The sequence below is a fragment of the Azospirillum sp. A23 genome (genome assembly GCF_042938965.1).
GTDB lineage: Bacteria > Pseudomonadota > Alphaproteobacteria > Azospirillales > Azospirillaceae > Azospirillum > Azospirillum melinis.
In genome coordinates, this window is sequence record NZ_CP170663.1 from 1,205,484 (window position 1) to 1,226,938 (window position 21,455).

The 21,455-nt window shown below is 71.1% G+C and carries 8 protein-coding genes; 7 read left to right on the plus strand and 1 reads right to left on the minus strand.

Translation table 11 applies throughout. From position 1 onward, the window contains the following. The first annotated feature begins 73 nt into the window (after positions 1 to 73). From ABNQ40_RS05280 to ABNQ40_RS05310, 7 genes are all read left to right on the plus strand, one after another. A complete protein-coding gene (locus ABNQ40_RS05280; protein WP_391345689.1) occupies positions 74 to 9,232 on the plus strand; it encodes a DUF6603 domain-containing protein in 9,159 nt (3,052 codons plus the stop codon). Between the two features lie 72 nt (positions 9,233 to 9,304). After that, a complete protein-coding gene (locus tag ABNQ40_RS05285; RefSeq protein ID WP_391345691.1) occupies positions 9,305 to 10,837 on the plus strand; it encodes a hypothetical protein in 1,533 nt (510 codons plus the stop codon). Between the two features lie 117 nt (positions 10,838 to 10,954). Then, positions 10,955 to 12,055, plus strand: a complete 1,101-nt coding sequence (locus ABNQ40_RS05290) for a hypothetical protein (RefSeq protein WP_146255388.1) — start codon at positions 10,955 to 10,957, stop codon at positions 12,053 to 12,055. Between the two features lie 14 nt (positions 12,056 to 12,069). Further along, positions 12,070 to 17,376, plus strand: coding sequence for a hypothetical protein (locus ABNQ40_RS05295; RefSeq protein ID WP_146255389.1), 5,307 nt, complete (start codon positions 12,070 to 12,072; stop codon positions 17,374 to 17,376). A gap of 57 nt (positions 17,377 to 17,433) precedes the next feature. Further along, positions 17,434 to 17,712 (plus strand): acyl carrier protein, encoded by a 279-nt coding sequence (locus ABNQ40_RS05300; RefSeq protein ID WP_109047467.1) that lies wholly within the window; start codon positions 17,434 to 17,436, stop codon positions 17,710 to 17,712. Then, positions 17,709 to 18,944, plus strand: a complete 1,236-nt coding sequence (locus ABNQ40_RS05305; protein WP_109047468.1) for a beta-ketoacyl synthase — start codon at positions 17,709 to 17,711, stop codon at positions 18,942 to 18,944. Before ABNQ40_RS05300 ends, ABNQ40_RS05305 begins: the two co-directional genes overlap by 4 nt. Before the next feature lie 7 nt (positions 18,945 to 18,951). After that, positions 18,952 to 20,658 (plus strand): AMP-binding protein, encoded by a 1,707-nt coding sequence (locus ABNQ40_RS05310; RefSeq protein WP_158285524.1) that lies wholly within the window; start codon positions 18,952 to 18,954, stop codon positions 20,656 to 20,658. Positions 20,659 to 20,682: 24 nt separating this feature from the next. Here the strand turns inward: ABNQ40_RS05310 and ABNQ40_RS05315 are convergent, their stop codons facing one another. Then, positions 20,683 to 21,450, minus strand: a complete 768-nt coding sequence (locus ABNQ40_RS05315; RefSeq protein WP_109047470.1) for an MBL fold metallo-hydrolase — start codon at positions 21,448 to 21,450, stop codon at positions 20,683 to 20,685. Positions 21,451 to 21,455 lie beyond the last annotated feature (5 nt).

Below are 21,455 nucleotides of genomic sequence, written 5' to 3' on the forward strand. Positions count from 1 at the left end.
GTGTTCGGCCTCGGCGTGATGTACACCACCACGGTGACGCTGGGGACGGATGAGAAGGCGGAGCTGGATTCTGGTGGCCGACGGCCCCTCCAGCATCGACCTGAAGGTCTGGGGCATGGTGCCGGTCGCCCTGCTCGGCAACGGCGGCGTCGAGGTGGTGGTCGGGCAGGCCGGCCATCCCTTCACCATGGGCTTCGAGGTGACCGGAAGCGACGGGCCGCTGATCGACGCGGCCGGCTTCTCCTTCACCGGCGTGCGGCTGACGGTCGACCTGTCGCCCGCGACCGACCCGGCGGTGAACGTCTCGCTGGTCATCACCCAGCTGACCCTGCCCACCGCGCCGGGCGCCCGCGATTTCACGCTGGCCGACCTCCAGGCGATCAGCGGCGCCGAGATCCTGGCGACGGCCGCGGCGCTGGCGGTGACGGCGCTGGGCAAGCTGGTCGGCGACCAGCCGTCGCTGTCCTACCTGCTGCCGGCGCTGGGGCTGGGCGCCAGCGTGCCCGGCGTCGACGGCGTGCTGCTGCCGATCCTGCGCTGGGACAGCTTCATCGCCCTGGCGGTGAGCGGCGGCGACGTGGCGCGGCCCTTCGTCGACTGGTTCACCGCACTCGCCACCGACGGGCCGACCCTGTCCGCCTGGATGAAGGCGGTGGGCGGGGCCGTCGGCGGGCTGACCGGCACCGACGCGACGGTGTCGGGAAGCGGCACGCGCGACGATCCGTTCGCCGTGCCCGTCCTCAGCGTGAGCAGCGTCGGCACCCTGCGGCTGACCGCGGGTACCGGGACCGACACGGCGGGCTTGCGCCATTTCTATCCCGGTCTGGCCTTCGCCTCGACGGCGCTGGTGCTGGGCAGCTCCAGCGCGGCGGTGACCGGCAGCGCCGGGCTGGAAATCCTCGATTTCACGCTGGCCACCGGCGGCGGGGTGCAGGGCGTCGCGCCCGGCCGCTTCAAGGCCGGCATCCTGCTGGCCAACAAGGACATCGCCCAGCCGCTCTATAGCGGGACCATCCTCGGCGGCACCTACAGCTTCGGCGCGCTGGCCGGCGGCATGTCGGTCATCGTCGCCGACGGCGGCGCCACCGTTCAGCCCGCCTTCTCGCTGCTGTCGGTGACGACGCCCACCGGCAGCTATCCCACCATCGACCTGACCCAGCCCGGCGACCTCGTCGCGGCGGCCGAGGCCGAGCTGAACGCCGCCATCGGCGATGCCTTCAACGCGCTCTTCGGTCTGGGCACCGACAGCGAGGTCGGACCGTCGCTGGCAGCACTGCTCGGCGTCGCTCCGCCGCCGGGCGCCACAGCCTGGCCGTCGTCGCTGACGCCGCCCTTCAGCCTGTCCGGGCTGCCCAATTCCATCCAGTTTCCCGTCGAGGCGCTGAGCCGCTATTGGGCGGCGCTGATCCGCGGCGACGTCGAGGTCGACGGCCAGCCGCCCTTCTCCTTCATGGTCGAAGCGCTGGGCACCGTGCTGCGGCAGGTCGGCGGCGGCAGCGGCGGCGTGACCGGGTCCGGCACCGACAGCGATCCCTGGAGCATGACGCTGGGCCCGGCGGGCAGCCCGGCCGCGCTGGTCGCCTACATCGCCGACGCCCAGACCTCGAACGGTGCGGCCAAGCGGCTGGTGCTGGGCCTCGGCGTCGGGGCGACCCTGCCGATCGCCGGCAACACGCTGGACCTCGCCTTCCGCATCGAGGCGCTGGGGCTCGATGCCGGCGCCTCTGCCGGCCAGGGCATCCAGTCGGCGCAGATCCTGCCGGGCATCGGCGTCTACGGCGCCCTGCCGTCCGGCGTGTCGACGCCCGCGGTGGCCGGAGCCTCGCTGCAGATCGACAAGGGCGGGCTGTCGCTCTACTGGAGCCCCTACGACGGCTGGCACTGGTCGATGTCGGTGGCGGCCCCGACCCTGGTGGTCGACGGCGTGCCCGAGCCGGTCGGCACCGACATGAACTATTCCGACGCCACCGCGCTGTCGCAGCTGGTCACCGAGCAGGCCGCCACCTTCGGTGCGATCCTGACCGGGGTGCTGGGCGTGGCGCTCTACCGCGCACAGCGCCGCGGCGGGCTGGCGCTCGACGGCTGGCTGGGGCTGCTGCCCAACCTGGGGCCGTTCATGCCGCAGGGCATCGACTGGCCCGACGGCATGCCGGTGCTGGCCCCCACCAGCTTCACCGATCCCATCGCTCAGGTCCGGGCCCAGCTGAAGGCGGTGCTGTCCACGCCGGACCGCGCCGCCGCGGTGCTGGGCCTGCTGGGCTGGGCAATCGACGGCACGGCCGAAACCGCGGCACCCGTCGCCGGCACCGGCACCCAGCTGGATCCCTACCGGGTGCCGCTCGACGTGCCGTGGAACCTGCAAGGCACGCTGTGGCAGGATTCCGGCCAGACCATGGCGGTCCCCGGATTGTCGACGCTGCTGTCCTACACGGCGGGCGACGTCACCGCGGTGACCAGCGTGCGGCTGGACCCGATGGGCATCTCCTGGAGCACCGGCGAGCCGGTCGCCGCCTCCGGCGTTCCCGGCCTGTCGGTGCAGACCGTGCTGAGCGGTGCCGGCGGCACCCTGGTCACGGTCGACGGCGTCGCCGTCGAGAGCGTGACGCTGGGCGTCGTGCTGACGATGGACCTGTCGGGCGGAACGGCGAGCTTCGCCGCGACCCCGGTCCTGGCGGCGAAGCAGACCGACGGCACGGTGATCGTGCTGGACGGCACGCTCGATCCGTCGGCCAACAGCACCCTGCTGTCCATCGTCAACGCCGTCATCGGCGTGGCCGCCGCGGCCTTCAAGGGCGACGATACCTTCCAGCTGGTCTATGGCGTCCTCGCCGATCTCGGGCTGGCGGTGCCGGCCGCCAGCGTCGACGGTCCCTACGGCATCGACCCCGGCGGCTTCACGGCGCTGGTGTCCAGCCCCCTGGGCTTCCTGACCGACCGGCTGATGGCGGCGCTGGCCGACGCGACGGTGCGGCCGCTGCTGTTCCAGGCCATCGACGCGACGCTGGGCTTCTCGCTGCCGGCGATGCCGGAGCCGCTGCTGGCGATGCTGGCCGGGCTCGGGCTGGTGACCGACGCGGATCACGGCTATGCCGCCAATGCCGAGGCGATCCTGGCGGTCGCCCGCGCCCCCGCTTCCCAGCTGTCGCAGCGCCTGACCGCCCTGCTGTCCGATCCGGATGCCCGTTCGTCGGTCATCGCGGCGATGACGCACGGCACGCAGAGCTTCACTGTCGGCCCCTGCACCCTGACCACGGCCAACGGCCGGATCATGACGCTGACGCTGCCGCGCGGCGGCTTCACGGTGGGATCGTTCCTCGACCCCTCAATGACCGTGCGCGTCGATCTGCAAACCGGCACCATCGCCGCCACGCTGGACTGCTTCCTGCCCGATGCCGGGTTCAGCGTCCTGTCCACCTTGACCTACACGGTCGGCGGCAGCGCGCCCACGGTGACGGTCTCGCTGGTCTGGGGCGACGGTTCGGTCCCGCAGCCCACGCCGCTGGTGATCTGGCCCTTCGACCAGAGCACCTTCATCGACCAGCTCGCCGCCGTCGGCCCGGCCTATGTGCTGGCGACCTTCGTGGCCGAGGTCGTCGACGACATGCTGCTCGCCAAATATCCGCTGGCGCGCAGCCTGTTCCAGGCGTTCGGACTGGCCGACCCCGATCCCGACACCGGCGTCTGGCAGATGAAGTCGGCGCTCGGGCTGTTCGAGGATCCGGTGGACTGGCTGCTGTCCGACGCGGTGGTCGGCAGCGACGGGCTGCTCAACATCGCGCAGATCCAGAAGGTGCTGGGCAGCCTGCCGTCCGGAACCGCGGGGGGGCTGACCCTGGCGCAGGCGCCCAACGGCGTACTGCTGTCCGGCCTGCCCTATGGGTTGCAGGTTGCGGTGACAGCGGACCCGGCGACCGGCCTGTTCACGGTGGCGCCGGCCCTGAGCGAGGCGATGCCCCTGCTGGCCGGGGCGGAATTGCAGTCGATGGGTTTCGGCCTGTCGCTGACCGCCAATTACCAGCCGGGCCTGAGCGGCAGCGGCCGGCTGACCGCCGCCATCCCCGGCCTGGACCAGCCGCTGTTCCTGCAGGGCGGCTACGACAAGGGCTTCACGCTGACGGTCGGCGAGGAGGGCGACGGCAAGCCGGTGCTCGACCTCGTGCCGTTCGGCGGCTGGCAGACCTTCGTTCTCCAGGTCGCCGCCGAAGTGGCGCAGACGCTGTTGCAGACCCTGACCCAGAAGCTGCTCGACCAGCTCGCCGCCGAGGGCGACACGACGCTGACGCAGTTCGTCACGGCGCTGCGCAGCACCGCGGCCTCGCTGGACATCGCCGGGCTGGTGCAGTCCCTCATCGCGGCACAGCCCGACGCGGCGGCGCTGGAGGCGGCGGCGCTGGCATGGCTGCGCGAAAGATTGCAGCCGGAGCAGGCGGCCGCCACCGCGTCGGCCGTCGCCGGCCTGTTGCAGCTGGCGCTGAGCGGCGTGTCGAGCGACGGCGGCCTCTTGGTCTATGCGCCGTCCAAATCGGTGCCGGTCACCGTCATGGCCGGCGTGCGCACCGTGGGCGCCGAGACGCTCGCCGGCATCTGGGCGACCCTGTCGGTCACCGCCGCCGACAGCGTGGTGGTGGCGCTGACCCCGACCGGCGTCGGCGTGCCGCTGACCGGCACCCCCGAGGCGCGCGTGCAGTTCGGCCTGTCGGCCCAGGCGATCATCGCGCTCGGCCAGGGGCCGGGCCTGACGGTGACCTACGACAGTGCCGGCGGCGGCGTCGCGGCGGCTGTCGACCCGCTGATGAAGGCGGGCGTCTCCAGCAGCCTGAACGCGGAGCTGCTGCCGCTGCCGTTCGGGGTGGCGACGGGCGACGGCTATGCCGGCCGGCTTGAGGCGGCGCTCGCCGTCTGGCTGGAAGGGGTGATGGTGCAGGCGCTGCCGCGCTACGTCTCGGTCGTGGTGCTGAACACCCAGACGGTGGTCAGCTGGCTGAACGCCCCGCTGTTCACCGGTTCGACCCTGACGGCGGGGCAGGTGCTCACCGCCTCGCAGCTTCTGGTGACCGAGGACGGGGCCTATGCGCTGAACGATCTGGCGTCGTTGCAGTCGCTCGGCGTCGAGGGCTTCCTGGCCGGCTTCCTCAAGGCGCTGACCCAGACGCAGATCCAGGTGCTGTCCTTCCCCGACGGCGGCGGCATCTGGCTGGAGCCCGGACCGGACGGCAGCTATGGCGTGCGCTTCGCCGCCACCGGCCTGTCTTTGAAGCAGGTGCCCTATCTGGTCTTCCAGCTGGGCGCCACCGACACCGAATGGATCGCGCTGACCGGGGCGGACCCGTCGCAGTACCAGCCGGGCGTCGCGGCCTATCTGCCGGTCGACGGGCTGATCCCCGACTTCACCGCGGTCAAGCTGCGCCTGATCAACATCGGCGTCGATTTCCAGGGGAAGGCGGGCGCGCCGCTGGTCGATCTCAGCCGCTTCCAGCTGGCGAAGATCAAGCCGCGCGGCCTGCTGACCTTCGACTTCGCGCAGTCCAACCCCATCACCGCCTATGGCGGCGGCGTCGATGTCGAGGACATCGCCATCTCGCTGGCCCCCGACACGCTGACGCCGGGTGCCAACACCAACCCGGTCGCCCAGAACCTGCTGGGGTCGGGCGACACCGCCTCGGCCGGCAATCCGGCGGCGAATCCCGGCTTCTCGATGCGTGCCGGCTGGATGTCCGGCCATGACCTGGGCGTCGACCTGTACGACAGCAGCGGCAGCAGCCAGACCCGCATCTGGCTGCCGGTGCAGCGCAGCTTCGGCCCGGTCCATGCCAACAAGGTCGGCATCGGCTGGGACAACCCGACGAAGATCGGCAGCGTGCTGTTCGACGGCGGCCTGACGCTGGCCGGGCTCGACGTCGAGCTGATCGACCTGTCGGTCAGCGTCAACGTCACCCAGATCACCGACTACAGCCAGTACAGCCTGGATCTGGCGGGATTGTCGGTGTCGTTCAGCGGCGGCTCGGTCAGCGTGTCGGGCGGGCTGCTGAAGCAGAACGACCCGCTGCGCTACGACGGCCAGCTTCTGGTCAAGGCGGGGAGCTTCTCGCTCTACGCCGTCGGCTCCTTCGCGCTGATCCCGGTCGATCCGGACAAGCCCGACGGCGACAAGGCGGTGTCCTTCTTCGTCTTCCTGAACCTGAACGCGCCACTGGGCGGCGTGCCGGCCTTCTTCGTCAACGGCGTGGCCGGCGGCTTCTCGGTCAACCGCAACATCATCGTTCCCGATGCCGGGAACATCATGTCCTTCCCGCTGATCCAGGGCGCCATTTCCCAGGCGACCTTCGGCAGCGACCCGACGCCGGCCAGCGCGCTCGCCGTGCTGTCGCAGGACGTCTACCCGCAGATCGGCAGCTATTGGGTCGCCGCCGGCCTGAAATTCTCCAGCTTCCAGATCCTCGACGTCTTCGCCATGCTGCTGGTGAAGTTCGGGCGGGAGTTCGAGATCGACGTCATCGGCGTCGCCACCGCCACACTGCCGCCGCAGGTCTCGCCCTCCGCGGCGCTGGCCTACATCGAGCTGGCGCTGGTCGCCTCGTTCAAGCCGGACGAGGGCGAGATCTCGGTCACCGCCCAGCTGACCCCCAGCTCGTTCCTGCTGGCGAAGAACTGCAAGCTGACCGGCGGCTTCGCTGCCAAATTCTGGTTCGGCTCGAACCCCTATGCCGGCGACTTCGTCATCACGCTGGGCGGCTACAACCCGTCCTTCCAGCCGCCGGACCATTATCCCAACGTGCCGCGCCTGGGCTTCGACTGGCCGGTGCTGAGCACCTCGGCCATGACGGTCGGCGTGTCGGGCGGCACCTATTTCGCCCTGACGCCGTCGATGATCATGGCCGGCGGCTATCTCAAGGCGCTGTTCAAGGCCGGGCCGCTCAAGGCTTGGTTCAACGCCGGGGCCGACTTCCTGATCGCCTGGCAGCCCTTCTACTATTATGCCGGGGTGCAGGTGTCGGTCGGCGTGTCCTTCGGCTTCGAGGTCGCAGGCGTCAAGGTGACGCTGACCGCCGAGCTGGGGGCCGGGCTGGAGCTGTGGGGGCCGCCCACCGCCGGCAAGGTCAAGGTCAGCTGGTACGTCATCTCCTTCACCATTCCCTTCGGCAACCAGGATCAGGACCTGTCCAGCACCCAGCCGCTGAGCTGGGAGGAGTTCGAGGCGCGGATGCTGCCGCAGCCGGACTCGCAGACGGCTCCCCTGGCCACCGCGCGCACGGCGTCGATGATGCTGGCGGCGGAGGGGGAGGGCACATCCTCCGGCAACACGGACGGTGCGGACGCCACCCAGGTGGTCGTCAACATCCAGGTCAGCAGCGGCCTGCTGAGCGAAACCGGGGAGTTCGGGCCGACGGTCCAGTCCGCCCCCTTCGCCATCGACCTGCGGTCGGTGATGCCGGCCTCCACCGTCACCGTGGCGGAGTCCAGCTATCAGGCCTCCAGCCCGTCGCTGGGCATCCCGCCGATGGATTTGCCGGACATCGCGACCGGGATGGCCGTCACGCTGGAATCGCAGGACGATCAGGGGGCCTGGACCACCCTGTCCATCGACCGGCCCGGCCTGACGCCGGCAACCCTGTCCGGCGGGGCGGCGGCGGCGATGTGGTCGACGCAGGCCTTCGACCCGGTGGGCAAGCCGTCCTCCGACTTCATCGCCGGTGCCGCCTTCGGCATGACCCTGGCCGCCACCGGCGACCATGTGGTCGACACGCTGGAGCCGATGGACCTGCTCACCTCCTTCGGCTACGAGCAGGCCGACCCGCTGCCGCTGCCCTTCGCCGTCACCCCGGTCTACACCGCACCGGCGGCGCTGTCGCAGGACGGCCGCTTCGCCGTCCTGATGGGAAGCATCATGGCGCCGACGCCCTCGACCCTGCGCAGCCAGGTGATGCAGGCGCTGGAGGACGCCCAGGTCGCGGTCATCGTCGACCAGAACCTGTCGGTGATGGCGAGCTTCGCCGACCAGATCTTCCAGGCGGCGCCCAGCCTCGCCAAGCTCGGCTTCGACCTCGCGACCTCCGGTCCGCAGGCGCTGGCGGCGCCGCAGCCCAAGCGCGCCGCCAGGGCCGCGGCGGTGGAGGCACCGCTCGCGCCGCGGCTGCTCGTCACCTCGCAGGCCTACGCGCTGCCCGCAACGGCGCCGCGGCGCATCCAGTTGACCGGTGGCGCCGCCCGCAAGGGATCGGTGCTGCTGCCGGCGCCGCGGGTGGCGATGCGCTGGGCCGATGCCGACGTCCGCCCGACGCGCGGCGGTGCCCGGACGCTCACCGGCGCAGGAACCGCGCCGTCCGCGATCGAGGCCGGCCTGAGCCTCCAGCCCGGATCCGTCGCGGTGTTCGATGCCGGACGGGGTGCCGGAGCGCCGATGCTGGAATTGCAGGGAGGAACCCCGGTGATGGTCCACGCCTTCGACAAGGCCGGCCGCATCCTGTCCAGCCGTCTGGTCTCGCCGGCCGCCGGCGCTGCCGAGCCCCTGCCTGCCGACACCGCCCGGGTGACGCTGGTCGGGGTGGACAGTGCCGGAACGGCGCCGGTCGCGGGCTGGAACCGGCACAGCACGCTGATCCAGGCCGACCGCTACACCCTGCTCGGCGGCGGCTGCACCGTGCGGCCCCAGGCCGGACCGCGCCCGCAGCGGGTCTCGCGCGATGCGGCTCCGATTGCAGCACCCATTGGGACACGGGGACCGGTGGAAGGTGCGGCGATGCTGACCCGCAACCGCGTCCAGACCGGCGTCGGCACCACCGCGCCGGGCTGGGTGGAGACGGTCTTCAGCCACACCGTCGGAACCGTCGCGGTGGTGCTGGACCGCAAGGCGGACGCCGATGCGGTGACGGTGAAGATCGCCGCGACCGGTTCCCCCTGGACGGTCGAGTACGGCGTCGCGGCGACCCCGGTGGCCCGGATTGCCGCCGGCGACGGCACCATCCTGCTCTACGACGCCGCGGCCTTTGCCGCGGTGGCCGGTGACGATGGGCGGCATGCCGTTCTGGTGCGCGGCGTCGAGGGTCTGGCCGGCGTCTACGGGCTGGCCGGCACGCCGGCCGAGGTGGAGGCCGGTTGGGACGGGCTGTCGCTCCCGGCGCTGGGGCGCAGCGTGGCGCCGCGTCCGGGCCTGGGCCAGGGCCTGGGACGGGCCGGATCGGCGAAGGCCGGCGGCCCGACCGTGCTGCGGTTCGTCCGCAGCGACGCGGCGTAGGGGTGCGGGTGCCCCCGCCCCGGCGGGGTGGGGACGATTGGCAGGACAGGTTCGTGAGGAAGGGGATCCCACATGTCGAACGCGATCGCGCTGGCCGGTGACGGCGACGCGCTGCAACCCGGCCAGATCCGGTTCAGCCAGGCGGCCCTGCCGCCGCTGCCTGCCGGGACCTATCGGCTGAGCGCCACCCAGACCGTGGATGGCATCAAGGATCAGGACACGCCCCCCACCTACACGGCGGTGCAGACGCTGCAGATCCAGGGGCCGCGCTTCGCCCTGGCGCCCGGCGACCTGCAATCGGTGATGCCGCCGGCCAACCAGACGGGCTCCTGGGAAAACACGCTGCCCAATGTGGTGCTGCGCCGGCGCACGCTGCCGTGGGAACGCACGCTGGACGGCAGCGTCCCGCCGGCGGACAGCGTTCCGGCGCCGTGGATCGGCCTGCTCACGGTGACCGCCGCCGAGCTGGGCGGCGATGCCGGCGCGGTCGCCGCCCCCTCGCCCGTGCACAGCGGAACGGTGTCCGATCTGGTCCAGCCGACCAACCCGGCGGTGCTGGGACCGCAGCTGTCGGGCGTCTCGCAGGCCGAGATGCAGACGGGCCTGCTGCTGCTGGATTTGCCGGTGGCGCTGTTCCAGTCGGTGGCCCCGACGCTGGCCGACCTGTCCTGGCTGGCCCATGTGCGCGAGGTCAACACCGATCACAAGGAGATCCTGGGGCTCGACGAGGATGGCACCTTCTCCATCGTCGTCGGCAACCGGACGCTTCAGCCGGGGGCGGTGAACTATCTGTTCCTGGTCTCGCTGGAGGGGCACCAGGACCATCTGGCCGGCAGCACCATTCCCTCCTCCTACACCACCATCCGCTTCGCGTCGCTGGCGTGGTGGAAGGTGCAGGCCGATGTCTCCAAGGGTGACTTCATCGAGATCATGCAGGCCCTGCCCGACAATGGCGGCGTCGATCTGGTGCAGATGCCCCACCTGCCGATCCCAGGCTCCGGCAGCGGCAACGGTTCCGGGGACGCCGACGACCCGTCCGCCATCGCCGCCATGGGGCTCGGGATGGGCTATGTGCCGCTGACCTACCGCATGCGGGTGGGCGAGCAGGCGACGGCCTGGTATCGCGGCCCGGCCAGCGCGGTGCCGACCAAGGCCGACGGGCTGGGACCGTTCGTCTTCAGCGATCAGGCGATCCGCTACGACCCGACCACGGCGCTGTTCGACGTGTCGCAGGCCGCCGCCTGGCAGATCGGCCGGCTGCTCGCCCTGTCGGACTCCACCTTCGCCCGCCTGATGTTCCTGTGGCGCAAGGAGTTCCACCAGGCGGTCGCCGCCAATGTGGTGCTCGGGCAGGTCGCCGGTGCACTGCCGGTCACGGCGGAGACGATGCGCGCGCTGCCGGCCGCCGGGCCGGGGAGCGGCGGGCGCACGCTGGCCCTCTCGCACCAGACCGCCGCCGTGGCGCTGGCCGAGGCGTTCGCCGGGCTGGCGGGGCGGGAGGTGGCGGTTCCCGCCGCCGACGGCGGAAGCCTGTCCGGCATTCCCCGCCGGATTCCGCCGCGAGGACCGGCCGCCGGTCGCGGCGGCTCCCGGCCTGAGGAATAACGGCCCGAGGACAACCGGCGTGAAGGCTGCCACTGCCGCGGAGTCCGCGGCGGGCGCCGCCGATCCGCTGGAGGCGCTGCTCGACCACGTATTCGGCCCTTCCGCGGAGTGATCGTCATGGACCGTGCCATCAGCAACCGCGCCGCCACCTTGCAGGCGCTCATCGACACGGCGACCGCCCCGGCGCTGGCCGCGCTGCGGTCCGGCCCGGCGCATGCCCGCGTCGCCCTGCCGGCCGCCGTCGCTCCCGCCGCCTCCGGTGCGGCGGCCACGCAGCCCACTGTCGAGCTGCCGGACCCGCCTCCCGCCGTCATCGACTGGCTGGCCCGCGCGGCGCTGCTCTACGGCGTGCCGTTCGAGTACATCACGCCCGACGGGCGGATGCTGCCCAAGGAATCGATCCGCTTCTTCTACGTCGATCTGAACTGGATCCACCGGCTGCTGGAGGGGGCGGTGAGCATCGGGCTGTCGACCAGCGCCGATTCCGTGCAGATGATGGCGACCATCGAACAGCTGGTCGATCAGGCGCTGTCGCACAGCTCGACGGTGCGTCCGTCCTTGCGCGCCAAGGCGACCAGCGGCCACAGCCGCGCCGGTGCCGCGCTGAAGGCCGCGGCGGCCCAATCCAATGCGGAGGGCGGAACGGCGACCGGCCCGATCACCGGGCTGCTGATCCGCTCGGCCGCGGTTTCCGGCTGGCCGGGGGTGGAGGTCAGCGCCTATGCCGACGATGCCGCCACCCAGAAGCTGCCGCTCCTGCGGCTCGACCGCTTGTCGGACGATGTGCTGATCGCCCTGTTCGACGGGCTGCCCCGGGTGGTGAACTTCCTCCAGCCGCCGGAAAGCCTGCATTTCGGCGTCCGCCCGACCACCAGCTTCGCCAGCGGCTACATGAGCTTCCTGCGCGGACTCGGCTATGGCGGCTATCCCGCCGGCCAGCAGATCCAGGGCCAGCAGGCGGCGGTCGCCATGCGCAGCGGCGCGGCGGCCGGCGTGCTCGACGTCGCCGCCTCGGCCGCGTCGCTTCAGACGGCCATGAAGACCCTGGGCGCGCTGGACAGCGCCGGCACCTTCACCGCCGCCGAGTTCGCCGTGCAGATGGTGCGGGCGGCCGGCATGCAGTCTTTCCAATGGGGCGTTACCGCCCCAACGGGCCAATGGGGCGTCAGCGCCCCGGCCGAAGCCACCGCCCCCGCCGTGGGCCGGATCGCGGGTTGATCGGAGCGCAGACCATGACGGATACCCAGTCCAACACCGCCGCCGCCTCTGCCGCCGCCGCGTCCGACACCATCGTCGACCCGCTGTGGCCCGGTCCCAGCCTGTTCGTGCCGATCGGCATCGAATGCCTGCTGGTCGGCGTTCCCAACCAGCAGGGCAGCTGGGCCGCCCTCGGCATCGACTACCGCAAGGTTCCGGCGAACGTCGATCCCGAGCCGCAGCCCTTCCAGCTCCGTCCCGCCAACGCCCCGCCCGGCACCGGCGCCCATTTGCAGGCGACCCTGCCGATGGGCTACCGCCAGGGGCAGCAGCAGCCCGACGGATCGGTCCTGTTCCCGCCGATCCCGAACCGCTGGCTGGTGGCCCGCTCGGTGGTGACGACGCCCGGCGCCGCTCCGGTGTTCACCGTGTGGGTGTTGCAGGGCGATTTCCTGGGCGACATGGGAGAGGGCAGCAACACCTATCCCGATCCCGTCCAGACCGGCAACACCCAGTGGGTCGGCCGCGCCTTCACCTTCGACGCCTGGACCAATCCCGCCGGTCCGGCGCAGCCGCTGCTGCGGTCGGTCGGGCCGGGCTCCGTCAGCTGGGTGGTCACCTACGACAACACGCTGAATGTGCTGAGCTTCTACGACAGCCTGTCGGACGTGTCCTCGGGCAGCGTCACCTACGCCATGCTCGGCTGGTACAGCCCCTCGGGCTTCGATCCGCTGCTGGGCGTCACCGACGCCGACCCGCAGGGCTTCACCACCCAGGACGAGTGGCAGTCGATCCTGAACACGCTGCTGCTCAACGTCCATGGCGAGTCCGGGCTGGCGGCGGCGGAGGCGGCCTGGCAGGCGTGGCAGGCGGCCAATCCGATCAGCGGCGGCGCCACCATCCCGGCGATCCAGATGCAGCTCGCCAGCCAGACGCTGTGCCACGGCATGGTGTTCGGCATGGCGTGGAACGGACCGCAGCAGAGCTATCCGCGCGACCCGGTGCTGAACGGCCAGAATCCGGTGTCGGTCGCCGTCGGCGGCACCGGCGTCGAGGCGATCGCCGCCTGGATGGCCACCATCCTGAAGCAGCCCGATCTGGAGGATCTGATCCTCGCGGTGCAGCAGGATCTGGTGTTCGACTATCTCCAGCAGCCCTCGGTGTTCGCCACCCGGACGCTGGAGGCGCGCTTCGCCAAGGCCGACGGCGGCACCGTCTGGCTGGTGGCGCGGCCCGACTACGACCCCTCCGACCGTGGCCGGACCCTGCAGACGGTGGATTTGTCGCCGGCCCAGACCCAGGCGCTGACCGCGCTCAACGACGATCAGGCGGCGCTCGACGGCACCAGCCAGCTGATCGCCTCGAATGTCTGGCAGCTCTTCGCGCTGGTCTACAAGCTCCAGCAGCTCGGCCCCTTCTCGCCGGATACCCAGACGGTCCAGGACGCCATCGACGCCGTCATGGCCACGCTGACGACGCTCGACGCCCAGCGCACCGCCCAGGCCGCCGCCGTCGAGACCGACAAGACGACCCTGCTGGGCCTGATCGGCACCGAGTTCGTGCTGTCCAGCAACGGCGACACGCGGTTCCACGCCCCGGCGGCGACGACGGTCATGGTGGCCGGCGCCCAGCAGGACACCCGCCTGCTGCCGCCCGGAACCGACGGCGGCCCCGAGGACAGCCTGTTCAGCCGCTTCACCGGCCAGACGGTGTCGGCGCTGACGGTGATCGAGCCGGTCGGCGGCACCACCCAGACCATCGATGCCGGCGATCTCACCAGCCGCGTCCCCACCCTGCCGCCGGCCAGTTCCGGCGTGCCGAAGGAGATGACCGACTATCTGGTCGAGGTGATGCTGTTCGACACCTCGAACGCCCGCTTCCTGGCCGCCATCGCCTATCAGAAGGCCGGGGTCACGCCGACATCCGCGCAGCTGGACACGCTGGCCGCTACCATCGCCGCCCAGCAGACGGCACCGTGGAACGCCACCCCCGCCACCCCCTACAACGAGGAGACGGTGGGCGCCGCCGTCGGCTTCACCGGCGTCGTGCCGCTGAAGCGGTCGGTGCTGCCCTGGTCGCCGCCCTGGACGCCGCTCTACATCGACTGGCAGGTCACCTGGTATCCGACCGCGGACGCCGCCGCCGGCATGCTCGACGGCTGGACGCTGGAGGGATTCGACTACAGCTGGACAGGCACCGCCATCGGCACCGCGAGCGAGACCATCAGCGGCCGGTCGCTGGTGGGCACCCAGATCGCCGCCGGGCTGGCGGAGAAGCTGAACGATCTGGTCACGCTCAATCCCAATTTCGACGAGCTGCCGCAGTACCAGCAGGACGCCCTGACCCAGGCCGCCGCCGACATCGCCGAGTATGACATCGTCACCGAGGCGCTGAGCGGTTTCGGCGGGTTCATGCTGATGCAGCAGGGCCAGATGACGGAGCTGACCAGCGACGATCCGGCGGTCGAGAGCTGGCTGGAGCTGGCGCCGTCCATCGTGCCGCTGCCGGGCAGCGGGACCGACGGCAGCGCGCCGGCCTTCTACCCGGTGCGGTCCGGCCATTACGTCATCAACCAGCTCTGGGTGGTGGACGCCTTCGGACAGATCCTGCGCACCACCAACCCCGGCCAGGACGTGCTGCCGATCCGCTCCAAGAGCGTCACCACCCCCGACGCCGGCGGTCAGGACAACAAGCGCTTCGTCCAGGTGGCGCCGCGCATCCAGCAGCCGGCCCGCGTGGCGCTCAACCTGCTGGACGCCGAAGACGACGCGATCCCCACCAACTCGTCCAACCTGACCAGCCCGGTCGCCGGCTGGCTGCTGCCCAACCATCTGGACAACAGCGTGCAGGTGTTCGCCGCCGACGGGACGCCGCTGGGCGAGATCCTGCCGGTGGAGACCGACAACGGCCGCGGCATCCGCTGGGATCCGGCGCCGGGGCTGAACCTGCCGCTGGGCTCGCCGCCGGCCATCGGCAACGCCCACCTTCTCGGCTTCGTGCAAGGGCTGCTGGCCCAGGGACCGGTCTCCGGCGATCAGGCGTTGCAGGATCTGCTGGACGTGATCGACGTCACGCTGTGGCGCACCACGGCGACGCCGCAGCCGGACGGCGACAATCTCGCGGTGCTGATCGGTCAGCCGGTGGCGGTGGTGCGGGCGGACATCTCCCTCAATCTCGACGGCGACCCGGCCTACGACCAGTCCTGGGCGGCCACCGGCAAGAACGACGACGGCGGCGTCACCGCCATGCCCTTCCCCGTCTATGTCGGCGACATCGCCTATGACGGCAACGGTGCGCTCGGCTTCTTCCTCGACGACGTTTACTCGCTGCTGAATCCGCTGCGCGGCTTCGACACCGCCTTTGGCACCGTGCGCCGCGCCCTGTCCTCGCGGACCGGCAACCCGCGCAGCAACCTCGGCAGGGCGATGGCACGGCTGCCGACCCTGCTGGCGGCGGGCGGCCCGGCCGCGACCTCGGGCTATCTGAACCCCGATCCGTCCTTCACCCTGCTGCCCGACGGGCCGGTCCACCGGCTGACGGTGCTGATGGACCCGCGCGGTTCCATCCCCGCCGTCTCGGGCATCCTGCCGGTGGAGACGGTCTCGCTGCCGCCGGGGGTCGTTTCGGCGATGAACACCCTGCTGGCCACCTTCCGCGTCGGGCCGCTGCTGATCGACCCGCGCGAGGTGCAGATGCCGCTGCCCGGCAACGTCTCCGGCACCTGGTCGTGGATCGCCAGGACCGGCGTCACCGTGTGGGAGACGGTCGCGAACCTGAAGAGCAGCCAGCCCCAGGCGCTTCTGCCGACGGCCATACCGGCGGCGCGCGAAGGCTGGCTGGGGCTGGTTCCCACCCCCTCCAGCGGCCAGTCCGGCGGATCGCTCGCGACCGCCCGGCCCGTCGCCGACCAGAAACTCGCCCACATGCAGTTCCATGAGAGGTACAAGACCATGGCAGCGGCCCCGACGGCGACCACACCGCCCTATTACCAATACCGGTTCGACCCCAACAGCCTGATCATCGGCGCGACGACCGCGCCGACGCTGACCGTCACCAACCCCAACGCGACCACCGCGCTGACGGGCACCCAGACCATCTACGTCAAGATCCCGGTGGGCACCGGCGCAGACTCCATCGCCACCAGCCTGGGCGGGGTTTCGGTGACCACCAGCACCACGGCGTGGCTGGCCCTGCCCTTCTTCAGCACCAACCCGCCCTACATCAAGCTGACCGGCCCGGCCCTGGCGGCGGGAGCCAGCCTGTCGGTCTACATCAACAATCTGGTGGTCAACGACGCCGTCGGCACCGCCGCCTTCCCGATCCAGGAGAGCTTCACCGGCGGCGGCACCACGGCCGTCACCATCGCCAAAACCAACCAGCCGCTGGCGATCCAGCAATTCTACGCCAACCCCATCACCGTCGCGCAGGGGCAGTCGACGACGCTGAACTGGACGGTCTCGGGCGGCAGCTACGTGCTGATCCAGCCCGGCAACATCAAGCGCCCGGTGCAGGGCAGCAGCTTCACCGACAGTCTGCAGATGCCGGTGTCGCAGGCGCAGACGATCTACACGCTCCAGCTCTACACCGACGACCGTCAGTTCAAGCAGGCCGTCACCACCGCCTATCTCGGGCCGGTCAGCGCCACGCTGTCCTGCGATCCGAGCGGCCCGATCGACACCGATGCCAGCGCGGTGCTGAGCTGGAGCAGCACCTACGCCGTCACCCCGCTCTATCTGTCCACCCCCAACGGCGCGCAGCGCGTCGGCGCCCAGGGGCAGCAGACCGTGGTTCCCGGCAGCTACCTGAGCGGCAACCAGTCCAGCGTGACCTTCTCGTTGCAGGCGCTGGGCTACCAGGGGCCGGTCAACCGGACGGCGACGGTCACCTTCAACCCGGTGCGGATCCGCTGGTTCCGCTACACCGACTCCACCCTGACCCAGGTCACCTACAATGTGGTCAATCCGTCTCCCGGATCGCCGACCGTGAGCAGCAGCGGTCAGGACTACACGCTGACCGCCTATGGTCCGGGTGCGGGAAGCGGGCCGCTGGTCGCCCATCTCGGTCCGGGGCCGTATCTCCAGGTCCAGCTCCTCAGCGCGACGCCGAGCCCGGCCACCCCCGGCGCCACCGTGACGGTCAGCTACCAGACATTGAACGCGACGTCGGCAACCCTGGCAATCGGCAACCAAGCCGCGATGTCTGTTCCGCTCGACACGACAAAACAGACGGGACAGGCAACCATTACAGCGCCATCGGCCTCGACTGTGCTAACATTGACCATCTCCGGTAACGGGCAGGCGCCGGTCTCCAGCGAGCTGGACCTGCCAGTCACCACCGGCTGACGCGGCCAGCGCCGCCGCCGTCCCGCTACCCGATCGACCTCAACCGAAGGAACCCCGATGCCCGACTCCACCCCCTTCGCCGACAGCCCGGTCTGGGGCGGTATCAAGGACTGTATCGTCAAGGTCGTGCCCAGCCTGCGCGAGACCGAGTTCACTCCCGACACCCGTTTCGACCGGCTGGGGCTGGCGTCGATCCAGGTCATCACCATCACCTTCGAGATCGAGGAGCTGTTCGGCGTCGGCATCGTCGACGAGGGGCTGGACGTCTTCGAGACCTGCGGCGAGCTGGAGGTGCTGGTCCGGCGTCTGGCCGCCACCAGAGAGGTGACGGCATGACAGGCGGTCGGTACCGCCGCCCCGACGGCTCGCACCGGGTGGTGGTGACCGGCGTGGGCGCCGTCACCGGCTTCGGCGTCGGCCTTCCGGCCTTCTGGCAGGGCGTGACCGAGGCGCGCACGGCCATCCAGCCCACCCGCCGGACCTTCGAGGCGATGGAGGTCGTCCGTCCCGCCGCGACCGTCGCCGGCTACCGGCCGCTGGATCATTTCAGCGAGGCGCAGCTGCTGACCTGCGAACCCTTCGTGCAGTATGCGCTGCTGGCCGCAAGGGAGGCCATCGCCGCCGCCGGCCTGACCTCCGCCGACCTGACCGATGCGGCCATCGTGCTCGGCTGCGGCGGCGGCGGCGAGATCTCGCGCGAAGAGACGGCCATCCACCTGTTCGCCAACCGGCGGCCGCGCGCCCATCCGACCACGGTGCCGCGCACCAACCATCAGGCCGCCTGCGGCATGATCGCCATCGAGCACGAAATCCTCGGGCCGTCCTTCGTCATCGCCACCGGCTGCGCCTCGGGGTCGCACGCCATCTCGCAGGCGGCGATGATGGTGCGCCACGGCTATGCCGAACGCGCGCTGACCGGCGGGACCGAGGCCAACGTCATCTATGCGGTGATGCGCGCCTTCGACGCGGCCCGGACCATCGCCTCCGACACCTGCCGCCCCTTCTCCTCCGGCCGCTCCGGGCTGGCGCTGGGCGAAGGCTCCGGCATCCTGGTCATCGAGACGATGGAGTCCGCCGACAGGCGCGGCGCCCCGGTGCTGGCCGAGATCGCCGGCTTCGGCATGTCGAGCGACGCCACCGACACCGTGCAGCCGACAATCCGCGGCCCGGTCCGGGCCGTGATGCAGGCCCTGGCCGATGCCGGGCTCAACACCGATGAGATCGGCTATCTCAATGCCCACGGCACCGGGACACCGCTGAACGACCGGGTGGAAACGGCGGTGGCCCATGCGGTGTTCGGTCCCCATGCGGCGCGGCTGATGATGTCCTCCACCAAATCGCAGATCGGCCACACCTTCGGCGCCGCCGGTGCGCTGGAGCTGATCGCCACCATCCTCGGCCTCACCCACGGCGTGGTGCCGCCGACCGTCAATTATCAGGGCGCCGACCCCGACTGCGACATCGACTGCGTTCCGAACGAGGCGCGTGCCCATCGCTTCGGCGCCGCCGTCTCGCAGTCCTTCGCCTTCGGCGGCGTCAATGCGGCCATCGCCGTGCGGGCGGTGTGAGGCGGCGATGGCGGGGCTTCTGAACTGGCTCGACCATGGCGGGACCGACGGCGACCCGCTGTGGCATTTTCCCGCCGAAGGGATCGACCGGCGGCTTTCGGAGCTGCGGACCCGCTCCGGCGCCATCGCCGCCGGGCTGGCGGTCCGCGGCATCCGGCCGGGCGACCGCGTGGTCATGCTGCTCGACACCGGCTCGGCCGCGATCTGCCTGCTGCTGGCGCTGTGGCAGCTGCAAGCCGTGCCGGTGCCGCTGCGGCCCTGGTCGGGGGCGGCTTCGGGTGAGGACTCGGGAACGGGTTCGGAGAGGGCCGGCGGTACCGACCGGGCGGGCGGCTTCCTGCGCTTCCTGCTGGAGGTGACGCGGCGAAGCGATGCCCGGCTGGTGGTGACCGACCGTCCCGCCGCCGTTCCGCAGCTCGAACCGCTGCTGACCACGGTGGAAGCGCTGGAGGCGTCGCTCGAACGGTTACCGGCGGCGATTGGCGATGGCGAGTGCAGGGCCGACGGGCTGGCGCTGATCCAGTTCAGTTCGGGCAGCACCGGCCGGCCGAAGGGCGTGATGGTCACCCACGCCATGGTGATGGCGCAGCTCCGCCAGCTCGCCGACAATTATGCGGCTGCCGGCAGCGGCCGGCAGCCGGGCTCGATTGCGTCCTGGCTGCCCTTCTATCACGATATGGGGCTGTTCATCGGCATTCTGCTGCCGCTGTTCACCGGCGCCGATGCCATGGTCGCACCCCCCGCCTGGTACATGCGCAATCCGGCACGCTGGTTCGCCGCGATGGCCGCGCGGGGCAGCGATCTGACGTTCTCCACCAGTTCGGTGCTGGCGGCGACGCTGCGCGGGGTGCGCCGTCTGCATGGCCGCGGCTGCGATCTGTCGGCGCTGATCCTCTATGTCGCCGCCGAGAAGATCAGCCCGGCGGTGCTGGACGAGGCGGCGGCGGTGCTGGCGCCGCTGGGGATGCCGCCGTCGCAGCTGCGCGCCGGCTATGGCATGGCGGAATACACGCTGGGCTGCACCCACAGCCGCGAACCGGGGCTGCGCCGGCTGCGCGTGCGCATCGCTCCGGGGGGCCGGGTGTCGACGGACGGTGGCGACGGCTGTGATGGTGGTGATGGTGAAGCGCTGGAACTCGTCTCGGTCGGCCGGCCCAACGACGCCTGCGACCTCGTCGTGCGCGACGAGGCGGGATGTCCGCTGGGCGAGATGAGGCTGGGCGAGATCACGGTCGCCGGCCCCTGCCTCACCCCCGGCTACTGGCGGGACGAGGCGATGACGCAGCGGGCGCTCGGCCGGGGATGGATGCGCTCCGGCGATCTGGGCTTCCTGCACGATGGCGAGCTGTTCTTCGTCGCCCGCAAGGACGAGATGCTGGTGGTGGGCGGCCGCAACGTCATTCCCGCCGATGTCGAGCTGGAGGTCGAATCGCTGCCGTTCGTCGGCCCCGGACGCGCGGTGCTGTTCGCCGCCGACGAGCCCGGCGGGCCGCGTCAGGTGCTGCTGGTCGAAGGAAACGCCACGTCGCCGCCGCCGGTCGTGAGCGGACGGCTGACGGCGATCCGGCGCTGCATCCTCGACGGCTTCGGCTTCGTGCCGACCGACATCGCCGTCGTGCCCAAGGGAACCATCGAGAAGACCTCCAGCGGCAAGAAGCGCACCGCGGTCATCCGCCGCCGCTGGCAGGCCGGTGCGATCCCGCAGCTGGCCTGACCGGCCTTGCTGCGGAAAGCCGGGTCAGGCTGCGGGTGCCTGGGCCTGGAGGACGATCCGCTCCCCCGGCTGGGCGAGACTCACCCGCGTGTCGCCAGCGCAAGTGGCGGCGCAGGCGGCGGCCAGCCGGTCCCGTTCGCCCATGCGGACATGATAGAGGCGCATCGCGCGGACGCCGAGCCGCTCGGGGAAATCGGCGAGCTGGCTGAAAGCGGCGTGGAAGGGCTGGAGCGGATCCGGCTCCACCGTCAGGCATTCGTGGAACAGCAGGTCGGCACCGCGGAAGAGATCTTCCGACTCCGCTGTGGTCCGGCCGTCGCCGGAATGGGCGAAGGCGACGCCGCCCGCCTCCAGCCGGATGGCACGGTTGGGCATGGAATGGCGGGTGAGCGCGGTGCGCAGGCGGAAGGGGCCGAGCGTGCCGTCCTCCGGGGTTTCGATCCAGCGCAGGGGAAAGGAGAGCGACCGTTCGGGATCGGTGGCGCCGGCCTGGAACAGCAAGGCCAGCTGCTTCCACCCGCCGACGGTGGTGACGATGTCCAGCGGCTTGCTGCGGCGGTCGTCGGTCCAGCGGATCAGCGTCGGCACCAGTCCGAAGCAATGGTCGGGGTGATGGTGGGTGAAATAGAGCGCGTCGATGGCGTCGGGGTCCGGCACGTTGCGCCACAGCACGGGCGGCACCGAATGGCCGCAGTCGATCATCAGGCGGAAGCCGTCGGCGGCGACGATCAGCGAGGAATTGGCGAAGGAGGGGTCGGCTGCTTCGCCGACGCCCAGAACCTGGATGTCCATGGGGG